The organism is Pseudomonas sp. MF6755 (assembly GCF_016405635.1).
GTDB classification, from domain to species: Bacteria; Pseudomonadota; Gammaproteobacteria; order Pseudomonadales; family Pseudomonadaceae; genus Aquipseudomonas; species Aquipseudomonas haemolytica.
Genome location: NZ_JAEKDA010000006.1, coordinates 215,999 through 229,009, shown reverse-complemented (window position 1 = coordinate 229,009; position 13,011 = coordinate 215,999). Strand labels below are relative to the sequence as shown.

Below are 13,011 nucleotides of genomic sequence, written 5' to 3'. Positions count from 1 at the left end.
TCTAAGGCCGACTATGGGCACTGAAACACTGGCGATCAGTAGCGTGCGAATGTTTCGTTATGCGTTTGGTTCGCTGCTGCTATTGGCAGGTACTGCGTTGCTGGTGGCCCATGGGCTGGCCTGGTTGAACCTTGAGCCACGCATTCTGCGCGCTTTGCAGGGCGGTGCGATCTGCGCGCTCGGCACGGCGCTGGGCGCCGTGCCGGTCTTGGTGATCCGGCGGATGCCGATAGCGTTGAGCGATACCTTGTTGGGCTTCGGCGGTGGTGTGATGCTGGCGGCGACCGCCTTCTCGCTGGTCGTGCCAGGTATTACCGCGGCTGAAAGCCTGGGTCTTTCGCCCTGGGGCGCGGGGGGGCTGATCAGCTTCGGCATCATGCTGGGGGCGTTCGGTCTGTACCTTGTGGACCGCAAGGTCTCCAGTGCCAGCCCGGAAATGCTGGTGGGTACGCCGGATAAACCCGTAATCCCACCACGTATTTGGCTATTTGTGTTTGCCATCATCGCTCACAACATTCCTGAAGGGATGGCTGTGGGCGTCTCCGCAGGTGGCGGCATGCCGGATGCTGACAGCCTGGCCATGGGCATTGCCTTGCAGGACGTACCAGAGGGCCTGGTGATTGCGTTGGTGCTGGCTGGGGCGGGGATGTCGCGGGTCAAAGCGTTCTTGATCGGCGCTGCGTCAGGCTTGGTCGAGCCAGTATTTGCGGTGCTTTGTGCGTGGTTGGTGAGTCTGGCTGAAGTTCTATTGCCCTTGGGCCTGGCGCTGGCGGCTGGCGCAATGCTGTTGGTGGTCACTCACGAAGTGATCCCCGAGTCGCGCCGAAATGGTCACGAAAAGCTCGCCAGCCTGGGACTGTGTATCGGGTTTTGCCTGATGATGGTGATGGATACGGCGCTGGGATAAAACTCGTTCCTACATCAGCGGTTATTCACCTTCGTCGAAGTAGTTATTGATCAGCGCAACCAATGCGTCCATCGCCTCTTGCTCTTGCTCACCTTCGGTCTTCAGGTGAATCGTGGTGCCTTTGCCGGCCGCCAGCATCATCATCGCCATGATGCTTTTGCCATCGACCATGGATTCCGGTGTACGCCCAGCCCGGATCTGGCAAGGGAACTGCCCGGCCACGCCGACGAATTTGGCCGAGGCGCGGGCGTGCAGGCCCAGCTTGTTGATGATTTCAATTTCCAGAGCGGGCATCGCGCAGGTGTTCCTTCAGCTAAGGTCGCGGTGGCGGACCTGGACGTTCTTGAGGGTTTGTTGCAGCACTTGGCCCAGCCGCTCAGTCAAATAGACGGAGCGGTGGTGGCCACCGGTGCAACCAATGGCAATGGTGACATAGGCCCGATTGCTCGCGGCAAAACGTGGCAACCATTTGAGCAGGTAGCTGGAGATGTCCTGGAACATCTCTTCCACATCCGGTTGTGCAGCCAGGTAGTCGACCACTGGCTGGTCCAGCCCGGACTGATCGCGTAACTCCGGTTTCCAATAGGGGTTGGGCAGGCAGCGCACGTCGAACACCAGGTCGGCATCTACCGGCATGCCACGCTTGAAGCCAAATGACTCGACCAGAAACGCCGTCCCAGGCTCTGGCTGGTTCAACAGGCGCAGCTTGATCGCATCGCGCAGTTGATACAGGTTCAGATTGGTGGTGTTGATTTTCAGGTCGGCCAAATCAATGATCGGCCCCAGCAGTTTGGTTTCGTCCTCGATGGCTTCGGCGAGGGAGCGGTTGGCGCTGCTGAGTGGGTGCCGCCGGCGGGTCTCGGAAAAGCGCTTGAGCAGGGTTTCTTCGTCGGCATCCAAATACAGCACATCGCAATGAATGTGCTTGGCGCGCACTTCTTCGAGCAGTTCCGGGAACCGCGAGAGGTGGCTGGGCAGGTTGCGGGCATCGATAGACACGGCGACCAGCGGTTGTGCCAATTCGGTGTGAATCAGGGCGCGCTCCGCCAGCTCGGGCAGCAGGCCGGCGGGCAGGTTGTCGATGCAATAGAAACCGTTGTCCTCAAGAACGTTGAGGGCAGTGCTTTTACCTGAGCCGGAACGGCCGCTGACGATGATCAAACGCATGATTACTGCCCGCTTTGTTCATCCAGGACGACCTGATACAGCGCCTCATTGCTGCTGGCACTGCGCAGTTTTTCGCGTACTTCCTTGCGGTCGAGCATGCTGGCGATCTGCCGGAGCAGTTCCAGGTGCGCATCGGTGGCGGCTTGCGGGACCAGCAGGACGAACAGCAGGTCGACCGGGGCACCGTCGATGGCGTCGAAATCAATAGGTTTTTCAAGGTGCAGCAGCGCACTGACGGGCGTTTCGCAACCTTGCAGGCGGCAGTGAGGGATGGCGATACCGTTGCCAAAACCGGTCGAACCGAGTTTTTCACGGGCAATCAGAGCCTCGTACACATCTTGCATCTCCAGCGCAGGCACTTGGCTGCTGATCAGGTTGGCAATTTGCTCGAGGGCTTTCTTCTTGCTGCCGCCCGGCGCGTTCACAAGTGAACGGCCGGGGGTCAGGATGGTTTCAAGTCGGATCATGGGGGGAGAGTTAACGACCTGTGCCTTGTAGCAGGCTCAGATTCTTTTCCTTATGCTTTTTGAGTTGGCGGTCGAGCTTGTCGGTGAGCAAGTCAATCGATGCATACATGTCTTCATGCTCGGCATTGGCAACCACTTCGCCACCGGGGATCTGGAGGGTCGCTTCGATTTTCTGCTGAAGCTTGTCGACCTTCATGATGACCTGAACGTTGGTGATCTTGTCGAAATGGCCTTCAAGTTTCCTCAGCTTCTGCTCGACATAGTCGCGCAGTGGAGGGGTGACTTCTACATGGTGTCCACTGATGTTGACTTGCATACAGCTTCTCCTTCGTTGCCAGTGCATAAAGCGGCAGGCAAGACGCCTGCCACTGGAACGCTGTGGCCTGCCCGTCACATCAAACGCTTACGCTCGCTGGAAGGCGCGATCCCGAGGGACTCGCGGTACTTGGCGACGGTTCGACGGGCGACCTGAATGCCTTGTGCTTCCAGTAAACCAGCGATCTTGCTGTCACTCAACGGCTTTTTCTGATTTTCCGCGGCAACCAGTTTTTTGATGATCGCGCGGATCGCCGTGGACGAGCATTCGCCGCCTTCCGAGGTGCTGACGTGGCTGGAGAAAAAGTATTTCAGCTCATAAATACCCCGTGGGGTATGCATGAATTTCTGCGTGGTCACCCGGGAAATTGTCGACTCATGCATACCGACTGCTTCGGCGATGTCATGCAGTACCAGCGGTTTCATCGCTTCGTCGCCGTACTCCAGGAAGCCACGTTGGTGCTCGACGATCTGGGTAGCCACTTTCATCAGCGTTTCGTTGCGGCTTTGCAGGCTCTTGATGAACCAGCGCGCTTCCTGCAACTGGTTGCGCATGAAGGTGTTGTCGGCACTGGTATCGGCGCGGCGCACAAAACCGGCGTATTGCGGATTGACGCGCAGGCGTGGCATCGATTCCTGGTTCAACTCCACCAACCAGCGTTCGTTGTCTTTGCGCACGATAACGTCGGGGACCACGTATTCGGCTTCGCTGGACTCGATCTGCGAACCCGGACGCGGGTTGAGGCTCTGCACCAGCTCGATGACCTGGCGCAAGTCGTCTTCCTTGAGCTTCATGCGGCGCATCAGTTGGCTGTAGTCGCGACTGCCCAGCAGGTCGATATAATCGTTGACCAGGCGTTGGGCTTCGGTAAGCCACGGCGTCTTGGCCGGCAATTGGCGCAGTTGCAACAGCAGGCACTCGCCGAGTGTGCGGGCGCCAATCCCGGCGGGCTCGAATTGCTGGATGCGGTGCAGGACGGCTTCGATTTCGTCCAGTTCGATATCCAGTTCCGGGTCGAAGGCTTCGAGAATCTCGTCGAGGGTTTCGTCCAGGTAACCCTGGTTATTGATGCAATCGATCAGGGTAACTGCGATCAGGCGATCGGTGTCTGACATGGGCGCCAGGTTCAGTTGCCACAACAAGTGGCTCTGCAGGCTCTCACCCGTGGAGGTGCGGGTGGTGAAGTCCCACTCGTCATCATCATTGCTTGGCAGGCTGCTGGCGCTGGTCTGGTACACGTCTTCCCACGCGGTGTCCACGGGGAGTTCGTTGGGAATGCGGTCGTTCCATTCGCCTTCTTCCAGGTTATCCACCGTAGGGGCGGTTTCCTGATAGGAGGGCTCCTGCACGTCGGGGTTGGGTTTTTGCTCGATGTTGTCAGCCAGCGGGTCTGCATTATCGAAGTCGTCGCCTTCTTCCTGGCGTTCGAGCATCGGATTGGACTCCAGGGCCTCCTGGATTTCCTGTTGCAGGTCCAGGGTCGACAATTGGAGCAGGCGGATGGCCTGTTGCAGCTGAGGTGTCATCGTCAGCTGCTGGCCCATTCTCAGGACTAGCGATGGTTTCATGGCAGGGGCTTAACACCTTATTCGCCGGCGCAATGCGCCATCCACGACAGGGCGCGTGAGCGCCAAACATAAGCAAATTATATGCCTGATCTCGGGGCCTTTGCCTAGAGCGCGGTAACAATAAAAAAACCAAGGTTTCTATTGACTCCTGCGCGCTCCGGGGAAAGGCGCGATACCACTGTGTCTACAGGCGGAACTCGTGACCCAGGTACACTTCCTTGACCAGTTCGTTAGCGAGGATCGTCTCGGCATCGCCTTCAGCAATCAACTGACCATCATTGACGATATAGGCGGTTTCGCAGATATCGAGGGTCTCGCGCACGTTGTGGTCGGTGATCAGAACACCAATGCCCTTGGCCTTGAGGTGGTGGATGATCTGCTTGATGTCGCCCACCGAGATCGGGTCGACGCCGGCAAACGGTTCGTCCAGCAAGATGAACTTCGGCGCAGTCGCCAGGGCGCGGGCGATTTCTACGCGGCGACGCTCGCCACCGGACAGGCTCATGCCGAGGTTGTCGCGAATATGGTTGATATGGAATTCCTGCAGCAGGCTTTCCAGCTCTTTGCGGCGACCATCGCGGTCGAGTTCCTTGCGGGTCTCGAGAATCGCCATGATGTTGTCGGCAACCGACAGTTTGCGGAAGATCGACGCTTCCTGGGGAAGATAGCCGATACCTGCGCGCGCACGACCGTGCATCGGCTGGTGGCTGACGTCCAGGTCGTCGATCAATACGCGCCCCTGATCCGCCTGGACCAGCCCGACAATCATATAGAAGCAAGTGGTCTTGCCGGCGCCGTTGGGGCCGAGCAAGCCGACGATCTGGCCGCTGTCGATCGACAGGCTGACATCGCGTACGACCTGACGGCTCTTATAGGCCTTGGCCAGATGCTGGGCTTTCAGGGTTGCCATTACTCGGCCTTCTTCTTCGGCTGGATAACCATGTCGATGCGTGGGCGAGGTGCGGTGACCTTGCTGCCGTTGGCACGACCCGCCTGTGCGACCTGGGTCTGGGTGTTGTAGACGATTTTCTCGCCTTCGGTCGAGTTGCCGTCAGCACTGAGGACCTTGGCCTGGTCGATCAGGACGATGCGGTTTTGCTGGGCGTGGTATTGGATGGTCTTGCCATAGCCCTTCATCGGGCCAGGGTCTTTGGCTGCTTGCTGCTGTTCGAAGTAAGCCAGATTGCCCACCGAGGTCACGACATCGATATCACCGGTCTTGGTGCGCGTCAGTGTCACCGTGTTGCCGGTGATCTTCATCGAACCCTGGGTGATGATCACGCCACCGGTGTAGGTTGCGACACCTTGCTTGTCATCGAGCTGCGCATCGTCAGCCGAGATGTGGATCGGTTGCTGGCTATCGTTCGGCAGAGCCCAGGCGCTCACGCTTCCCAGTGCTGCGCCCAGACCGAGCAAAATAGGGAGGGTTTTAACGAGCCTCATACTGTCCTCTTACGTTCGATAGCAGGTGTATCCTGCTTTCTTTCAAATACGCTTTCATTCCCTTGCCGGTCGATACACCGCCAGCGCCGTCGATTCTAACGTCTTGCTCGGTCTGCGCATATTGCTTCTGTGGGAATACGGTCATGCGACTGCTGGTAATGACGGTGTCGCGGTTCTGCGCGTCTGTACGTGCGATGCGCACCGAGTCGATCAGTTCAACTTCGGTGCCGTCCGGGTTGACCTCGCCACGCTTGCTGGTGACGTGCCATGGAAACTCGGTGCCGCGATACAGGTTCAGGTCCGGGTTGGTCAGCAGGCTGACCTCGGAGGCTTTCAAATGCTCGACCTTGTCAGACGTCATCTCATATTGCACCTTGCCGTCGGGCAGGTACTGAATGCTGTAGGCATTGGTGGCGTAATAGTCGATGACACCTTCGTCAACCTGTGCAACAGGCTTGTCGAGAAAGCGCTCCGGGCTGATATTCCAGTAGCCCACCGCCAGGAGCAGCGCGGCGATGACCCCGAATAGCAGGAAGTTGCGAATCTTTTTGCTCAGCATATAACGCTCTATAAGTAGGCGGCGTGGGCCGCTTCAAGACTGCCTTGGGCACGCAGGATCAACTCGCAGAACTCGCGTGCGGCACCTTCGCCGCCACGGGCGGTGGTGATGCCGTGGGCGTGTTCGCGCACAAACGCCGCAGCATTCGCGACGGCCATGCCCAGGCCCACCCGACGAATCACCGGCAGGTCCGGCAGGTCGTCACCCAGATAGGCGACCTGTTCATAGCTTAGGTTGAGTTGGCCAAGAAGCTCGTCCAGCACCACCAGTTTATCCTCGCGGCCCTGATACAGGTGAGGAATCCCGAGGTTTTGTGCGCGACGTTCCACAACCGGTGTTTTACGACCGCTGATAATCGCCGTTTGCACGCCCGCCGCCATCAGCATCTTGATGCCCTGGCCATCGAGGGTGTTGAACGTCTTGAACTCGCTGCCGTCTTCGAGAAAGTACAGGCGGCCATCAGTCAGCACGCCATCAACGTCGAAAATCGCCAACTTGATGTTTTTACCGCGTTGCAACAGATCGCTGGTCATTTACATCACTCCTGCGCGCAGCAAGTCGCCAAGGTTAAGGGCTCCGATCGGACGATCATCATTGTCGACGACGATGAGCGCACCGATTCGGTGGTCTTCCATGATTTTCAGCGCTTCAGCCGCGAGCATTTCAGCGCGGGCGGTCTTGCCGTGAGGTGTCATCACCGCGTCGATGGTCGCGGTGTGGATATCAATGGTGCGGTCCAGGGTGCGACGCAGATCGCCGTCGGTGAATATTCCAGCCAGGCGACCATCGGTTTCGAGGATTGCCGTCATGCCCAATCCCTTGCGGGTCATTTCCATCAGCGCATCCCTGAGCAGGGTGCCGCGTGGAACGCTCGGCAGTTCGGCGCCGGAATGCATGACATTTTCCACTTTCAGCAGCAAGCGACGGCCCAGGGCGCCACCTGGATGGGAGAACGCGAAGTCTTCAGCGGTAAACCCGCGGGCTTCCAGCAGCGCCACGGCCAGGGCATCGCCCATTACCAGAGCGGCGGTGGTGGAGGAGGTGGGTGCCAGGTTCAGCGGGCAGGCTTCGTGGGTCACATGCACGTTCAGGTTAACGTCAGCGGCCTTGGCCAGCGTTGATTCCGGGTTGCCGGTCAGGCTGATCATCTGAATGCCCAGGCGCTTGATCAACGGCAACAGGGTCACGATTTCGTTGGTGGTGCCGGAGTTGGACAGCGCCAGGATCACGTCCTCCTTGGTGATCATGCCCATGTCGCCGTGGCTGGCTTCGGCCGGATGCACGAAAAACGCAGTGGTCCCGGTACTGGCCAGGGTCGCGGCGATCTTGTTGCCGACGTGGCCCGACTTGCCCATGCCGACCACGACAACGCGGCCCTTGCTGGCCAGAATCATCTCGCAGGCGCGTACGAAATCCGCGTCGATATGGGCCAGCAAACCTTCTACGGCTTCAAGCTCGAGGCGAATGGTGCGTTGTGCGGATTGAATAAGGTCGCTGGATTGGCTCATGTCTGAAATCGTATAGCCTGACGAAAAGTCGGCGATTATAGCGGTAATGATCAATTCCCTCACGTAAGTTCGTCAGGCTTTGTGCGCCAGGTGCCTGGCAATCATCATCGGCAGCATAGCCGGCAACGCTTTTTCCCTGTCCCAAATCTGAACGAGCGCTGTTCCGGCCTTGGGGGCTCTGTACCAGCAGTGATATAGTTCGCCGCCAGTTCGGTCCGCCCAACCCATGTGCCTAATTATTGCGCATCCGTTGCAAACCAAAGTCGCACACATGGTGTCTGAGTGAAAGGCTGCATCCCAAGGAGATTAGATGAGTGCCGATAACGCCTACGCGGTCGAGCTGAAGGGCCTTACCTTCAAGCGCGGGACGCGCAGCATCTTCAATAACGTCGATATTCGCATTCCTCGCGGCAAGGTCACGGGCATCATGGGGCCTTCCGGTTGCGGCAAGACCACCCTGTTGCACCTGATGGGCATGCAATTGCGCCCCAGTGCCGGCGAAGTGTGGGTCAACGGCCAGAACCTGCCGACGCTGTCGCGCAGTGATCTGTTCGATGCGCGCAAGCATATGGGCGTGTTGTTTCAGAGCGGCGCGCTGTTCACCGACCTCGATGTTTTCGAAAACGTAGCGTTTCCGCTGCGGGTGCATACCCAGCTGTCCGATGAAATGATTCGTGACATTGTGTTGTTGAAGCTTCAGGCCGTGGGCCTTCGCGGTGCCGTCGACCTGATGCCGGACGAGTTGTCCGGTGGTATGAAGCGCCGTGTCGCCCTGGCGCGGGCCATTGCCCTCGACCCGCAGATCCTCATGTACGACGAGCCATTCGTTGGTCAGGACCCGATCGCCATGGGCGTGCTGGTGCGCCTGATCCGTCTGCTCAATGATGCATTGGGGATCACCAGTATCGTGGTGTCCCACGATTTGGCCGAAACCGCGAGCATCGCCGACTACCTTTATGTAGTGGGTGATGGTCAGGTGCTGGGGCAGGGTACGCCTGAAGAGTTGATGAACTCTGATAACCCGCGCATTCGCCAATTCATGACCGGCGATCCCGATGGCCCGGTGCCTTTTCACTTTCCGGCAGCGGACTACCGCTCAGATCTTCTGGGGAAGCGCTGATGCGCAAGACATCTCTTATCGAAAAGGTTCGCCTTTTCGGTCGTTCGGGCATCGACATCGTCGAAGTCCTGGGCCGTTCGACTATTTTCCTGTTCCACGCCTTGCTAGGGCGCGGCGGTATCGGTGGCGGCTTTGGCTTGCTGCTAAAGCAGTTGCATTCCGTCGGGGTGATGTCCCTGGTGATCATTGTGGTCTCCGGGATGTTCATCGGCATGGTGCTGGCGCTGCAAGGCTTCAGCATCCTGTCCAGCTACGGTTCGGAGCAGGCTGTGGGCCAGATGGTGGCCTTGACCCTGTTGCGTGAACTCGGCCCGGTGGTTACCGCCTTGTTGTTCGCGGGGCGTGCAGGTTCGGCGTTGACCGCCGAAATCGGCAATATGAAGTCCACCGAGCAGTTGTCCAGCCTGGAAATGATCGGCGTGGACCCGCTCAAGTACATTGTTGCCCCGCGCCTCTGGGCCGGCTTCATTTCCCTGCCATTGCTGGCGATGATTTTCAGCGTGGTTGGTATCTGGGGCGGTTCGTGGGTGGCGGTTGACTGGTTGGGGGTCTATGACGGCTCCTACTGGGCCAACATGCAAAACAGCGTGACCTTCACCGGTGACGTGCTCAACGGCATCATAAAGAGCATTGTCTTTGCCTTTGTAGTGACGTGGATTGCCGTATTCCAAGGCTATGACTGTGAGCCCACCTCAGAAGGGATCAGTCGCGCCACCACCAAGACCGTTGTGTACGCCTCGCTGGCGGTACTGGGCCTTGACTTCATTTTGACCGCCTTGATGTTTGGAGATTTCTGATGCAAAACCGCACTGTGGAAATCGGTGTCGGCCTTTTCTTGCTGGCTGGCATCCTGGCTTTACTGTTGTTGGCCCTGCGAGTCAGCGGCCTGTCGGCCAGCCCCACTGCCGATACTTATAAACTTTACGCGTACTTCGACAATATCGCCGGTTTGACGGTCAGAGCTAAAGTGACCATGGCCGGCGTTACCATCGGCAAGGTCACGGCAATCGATCTGGACCGCGACAGCTTCACCGGGCGAGTGACCATGCAGTTGGACAAGAAGGTAGATAATCTGCCGACTGACTCCACGGCATCTATCCTCACTGCGGGTCTGCTGGGCGAGAAATACATCGGTGTCAGCGTGGGCGGGGAAACAGCCCTGCTCAAGGATGGCTCGACAATCCACGACACACAGTCGTCGTTGGTACTTGAAGACCTGATCGGTAAATTCCTGCTCAATACGGTCAATAAAGACGCCAAATGAGGAATCTGTTCATGATCTCTACCTTGCGACGCGGCCTGCTGGTACTGCTTGCAGCGTTGCCGCTGATGGCCAACGCGGCAGGTTCTGCGCACGATTTGGTGCAGGACACTACCAGCAAGATGCTGGCTGACCTGAAAGCCAACAAAGAACAGTACAAGCAAGACCCTTCCCGGTTTTACGAAGCACTCAACACCATTGTTGGTCCGGTGGTCGATGCTGAAGGCATTTCCAAAAGCATCATGACGGTCAAGTATTCGCGCAAGGCAACGCCTGCGCAGATGAAGACGTTCCAGGAAAACTTCAAGCGTGGCCTGTTCCAGTTCTACGGCAACGCCCTGCTGGAATACAACAACCAAGGCATTATCGTTGACCCGCCCAAGGATGAGTCGGGCGATCGTGCCGAGGTTGGCATGAAAGTCTCGGGAAGCAATGGCGCGATCTATCCAGTGTCCTACACCCTGACCAAGATCAACGGTGAATGGAAGCTGCGCAACGTGGTCATCAACGGCATCAACATTGGCAAACTGTTCCGTGACCAGTTCGCCGACGCGATGCAGCGCAATGGCAATAACCTGGACAAGACCATCAATGGTTGGGCCGGTGAAGTTGCCAAGGCCAAGGAAGAAACCGACAAAGCTGCCGGGAAGCCTGCGCAATGACCGAGTCGGCTGTTCGTATCGGCGACGCCGGCGAGCTGTTCCTCAGCGGCGTGCTGGATTACCGCACCGGGCCTGACCTGCGCAAGCAGGGCCAGGTGTTGATCAAGGCGAGCAAAGCGCCTGCATTGGTGCTCGATTGCTCGGCGGTGACCAAGTCCAGCAGTGTCGGTCTGTCGTTGTTGCTGTGCTTCATGCGCGATGCCGAGGCGGCCCAAAAGCCGGTCAGCATCCGCGCCTTGCCTGAAGACATGCGTGAGATTGCCCAGGTTTCTGGTCTGACCGAGCTGTTGGCGCATCCTTAACACACACTTTCAGAAAGCCCCCCGTCAGAGTCCTGCTATGCGGGGTTCGCAGGCGCGGGGCTTTTTTGTATGATGTGCGACCCGTGCGCACTGGGCGCCGATAGAGGTTGAGCATGCAGGCCCTAGAAGTTAAAAGCTTCCTTGAAGGAAAGCTGCCGGAAACGAGCGTAGAAGTTGAAGGCGAAGGCTGCAACTTCCAGCTGAATGTGATTAGCGATGAACTGGCGGCGTTGAGCCCGGTCAAGCGTCAACAGCAGATCTATGCCCATTTGAACCCGTGGATCACCGATGGCAGCATCCACGCGGTCACTATGAAATTTTTCAGCCGCGCGGCCTGGGCCGAGCGCACCTGAGCCCCCAAGGCGTCGAGATTCTTATGGATAAATTGATTATTACCGGCGGTGCCCGCCTTGATGGCGAGATTCGCATTTCCGGTGCGAAAAACTCCGCCTTGCCGATCCTGGCAGCGACCCTGCTGTGCGATGGCCCGGTCACCGTGGCCAACCTGCCGCACCTGCACGACATTACCACCATGATCGAGCTGTTCGGTCGCATGGGCATTGAGCCGGTGATCGACGAGAAGCTGTCTGTCGAAATCGACCCGCGCACCATCAAAACCCTGATCGCTCCGTACGAATTGGTGAAAACCATGCGTGCATCGATCCTGGTGCTGGGCCCGATGGTTGCCCGTTTCGGCGAAGCCGAAGTGGCCTTGCCTGGCGGTTGCGCCATTGGTTCGCGTCCGGTCGACCTGCACATCCGTGGCCTGGAAGCCATGGGCGCGACCATCGACGTCGAAGGTGGCTACATCAAGGCCAAGGCGCCGGAAGGTGGCCTGCGTGGTGCGAACTTCTTCTTTGATACCGTCAGCGTAACCGGTACCGAGAACATCATGATGGCTGCTGCCCTGGCCAATGGCCGCAGCGTCCTGCAAAACGCCGCGCGCGAGCCGGAAGTGGTCGACCTGGCCAACTTCCTGATTGCCATGGGCGCCAACATCTCTGGCGCCGGCACCGACACCATCACCATCGACGGTGTGAAGCGCCTGCACTCGGCCACCTACAAGGTCATGCCGGACCGTATCGAGACCGGCACTTATCTGGTTGCCGCTGCCGTGACCGGTGGCCGCGTGAAGGTCAAGGACACCGATCCGACCATCCTTGAAGCCGTCCTGGAAAAACTCAAGGAAGCCGGTGCAGAAATCACCACCGGTGAAGACTGGATCGAGCTGAACATGCACGGCAAGCGGCCAAAAGCCGTCAACGTGCGCACTGCTCCTTACCCGGCGTTCCCGACCGACATGCAAGCGCAGTTCATCTCCCTGAACGCGATTGCCGAAGGCACCGGTGCCGTAATCGAGACCATCTTCGAAAACCGCTTCATGCACGTGTATGAACTGCACCGCATGGGCGCCAAGATCCAGGTCGAGGGCAATACTGCCATCGTGACCGGCATCGACAAGCTCAAGGGCGCGCCAGTCATGGCTACCGACCTGCGTGCTTCTGCCAGCCTGGTAATCTCGGCGCTGTGCGCCGAAGGCGACACCCTGATCGACCGCATCTACCATATAGACCGTGGTTACGAGTGCATCGAGGAAAAACTGCAGATGCTCGGCGCGAAAATCCGCCGCGTACCGGGCTAACCCCCGAGACAGCAAACACAGCACTGTGTTTGCTGTTAACTGATTTGTTTCAAATCGAGGCTGTAATGGCCTCGATCTGCGTCCGGCGC

Annotated in this window: 18 protein-coding genes; 8 read left to right on the top strand and 10 right to left on the bottom strand. The window is 58.4% G+C overall.

Annotated features, from left to right (window positions below; all coding sequences use genetic code 11):
- Positions 1–13: 13 nt before the first annotated feature.
- Positions 14–907 carry a ZIP family metal transporter gene (locus tag JFT66_RS09850; protein ID WP_034118116.1) on the top strand — a complete coding sequence of 298 codons (894 nt, stop codon included), beginning with the start codon at positions 14–16 and terminating at the stop codon, positions 905–907.
- Between the two features lie 21 nt (positions 908–928).
- Here the strand turns inward: JFT66_RS09850 and JFT66_RS09845 are convergent, their stop codons facing one another.
- The 10 genes from JFT66_RS09845 to JFT66_RS09800 all read right to left on the bottom strand — a co-directional run bounded on the left by JFT66_RS09845 (position 929) and on the right by JFT66_RS09800 (position 7,935).
- A complete protein-coding gene (locus JFT66_RS09845) occupies positions 929–1,201 on the bottom strand; it encodes an HPr family phosphocarrier protein (protein WP_034118117.1) in 273 nt (90 codons plus the stop codon).
- A gap of 15 nt (positions 1,202–1,216) precedes the next feature.
- The gene (rapZ, locus tag JFT66_RS09840) at positions 1,217–2,074 is read right to left on the bottom strand and encodes an RNase adapter RapZ (RefSeq protein ID WP_003188578.1); all 858 of its coding nucleotides are present in this window, start codon (positions 2,072–2,074) and stop codon (positions 1,217–1,219) included.
- Positions 2,075–2,076: 2 nt separating this feature from the next.
- Positions 2,077–2,541: a PTS IIA-like nitrogen regulatory protein PtsN gene (gene ptsN, locus JFT66_RS09835; protein ID WP_198859185.1), complete on the bottom strand. Its 465-nt coding sequence runs from the start codon at positions 2,539–2,541 to the stop codon at positions 2,077–2,079.
- A gap of 10 nt (positions 2,542–2,551) precedes the next feature.
- Complete coding sequence (gene hpf / locus JFT66_RS09830; RefSeq protein WP_027604812.1) at positions 2,552–2,857, bottom strand: ribosome hibernation-promoting factor, HPF/YfiA family; 306 nt, start codon at positions 2,855–2,857, stop codon at positions 2,552–2,554.
- A 74-nt stretch (positions 2,858–2,931) separates the two neighbouring features.
- A complete protein-coding gene (locus JFT66_RS09825) occupies positions 2,932–4,425 on the bottom strand; it encodes an RNA polymerase factor sigma-54 (RefSeq protein ID WP_034118120.1) in 1,494 nt (497 codons plus the stop codon).
- Between the two features lie 184 nt (positions 4,426–4,609).
- A complete protein-coding gene (gene lptB, locus JFT66_RS09820) occupies positions 4,610–5,335 on the bottom strand; it encodes an LPS export ABC transporter ATP-binding protein (RefSeq protein ID WP_005784841.1) in 726 nt (241 codons plus the stop codon).
- Positions 5,335–5,868: a lipopolysaccharide transport periplasmic protein LptA gene (lptA, locus tag JFT66_RS09815; RefSeq protein WP_034118121.1), complete on the bottom strand. Its 534-nt coding sequence runs from the start codon at positions 5,866–5,868 to the stop codon at positions 5,335–5,337. Before lptA ends, lptB begins: the two co-directional genes overlap by 1 nt.
- Positions 5,855–6,427 carry an LPS export ABC transporter periplasmic protein LptC gene (gene lptC, locus JFT66_RS09810; protein WP_034118122.1) on the bottom strand — a complete coding sequence of 191 codons (573 nt, stop codon included), beginning with the start codon at positions 6,425–6,427 and terminating at the stop codon, positions 5,855–5,857. The genes lptA and lptC overlap by 14 nt, the downstream gene beginning before the upstream one ends.
- Positions 6,428–6,435: 8 nt before the next feature.
- On the bottom strand, positions 6,436–6,960 hold the full coding sequence (locus JFT66_RS09805; protein ID WP_034118123.1) for a KdsC family phosphatase: 525 nt from the start codon (positions 6,958–6,960) through the stop codon (positions 6,436–6,438).
- Positions 6,961–7,935 (bottom strand): KpsF/GutQ family sugar-phosphate isomerase, encoded by a 975-nt coding sequence (locus JFT66_RS09800; protein WP_034118124.1) that lies wholly within the window; start codon positions 7,933–7,935, stop codon positions 6,961–6,963. It lies immediately after the preceding gene.
- 310 nt (positions 7,936–8,245) lie between these two features.
- On the opposite strand from JFT66_RS09800, the gene JFT66_RS09795 reads away from it, so the two are divergent.
- From JFT66_RS09795 to murA, 7 genes are all read left to right on the top strand, one after another.
- Positions 8,246–9,055, top strand: coding sequence for an ATP-binding cassette domain-containing protein (locus JFT66_RS09795; RefSeq protein WP_034118125.1), 810 nt, complete (start codon positions 8,246–8,248; stop codon positions 9,053–9,055).
- The gene (gene mlaE, locus JFT66_RS09790; protein WP_034118126.1) at positions 9,055–9,852 is read left to right on the top strand and encodes a lipid asymmetry maintenance ABC transporter permease subunit MlaE; all 798 of its coding nucleotides are present in this window, start codon (positions 9,055–9,057) and stop codon (positions 9,850–9,852) included. The genes JFT66_RS09795 and mlaE overlap by 1 nt, the downstream gene beginning before the upstream one ends.
- Positions 9,852–10,319 carry an outer membrane lipid asymmetry maintenance protein MlaD gene (gene mlaD, locus JFT66_RS09785; RefSeq protein ID WP_003171814.1) on the top strand — a complete coding sequence of 156 codons (468 nt, stop codon included), beginning with the start codon at positions 9,852–9,854 and terminating at the stop codon, positions 10,317–10,319. The genes mlaE and mlaD overlap by 1 nt, the downstream gene beginning before the upstream one ends.
- 11 nt (positions 10,320–10,330) lie before the next feature.
- Complete coding sequence (locus JFT66_RS09780) at positions 10,331–10,978, top strand: MlaC/ttg2D family ABC transporter substrate-binding protein (protein ID WP_153870192.1); 648 nt, start codon at positions 10,331–10,333, stop codon at positions 10,976–10,978.
- Positions 10,975–11,280: an STAS domain-containing protein gene (locus tag JFT66_RS09775; protein WP_034118128.1), complete on the top strand. Its 306-nt coding sequence runs from the start codon at positions 10,975–10,977 to the stop codon at positions 11,278–11,280. The genes JFT66_RS09780 and JFT66_RS09775 overlap by 4 nt, the downstream gene beginning before the upstream one ends.
- A gap of 113 nt (positions 11,281–11,393) precedes the next feature.
- A complete protein-coding gene (locus tag JFT66_RS09770) occupies positions 11,394–11,633 on the top strand; it encodes a BolA family protein (protein WP_049709972.1) in 240 nt (79 codons plus the stop codon).
- 23 nt (positions 11,634–11,656) lie between these two features.
- Positions 11,657–12,922, top strand: a complete 1,266-nt coding sequence (gene murA / locus JFT66_RS09765; protein WP_034118130.1) for a UDP-N-acetylglucosamine 1-carboxyvinyltransferase — start codon at positions 11,657–11,659, stop codon at positions 12,920–12,922.
- Positions 12,923–13,011: the final 89 nt, after the last annotated feature.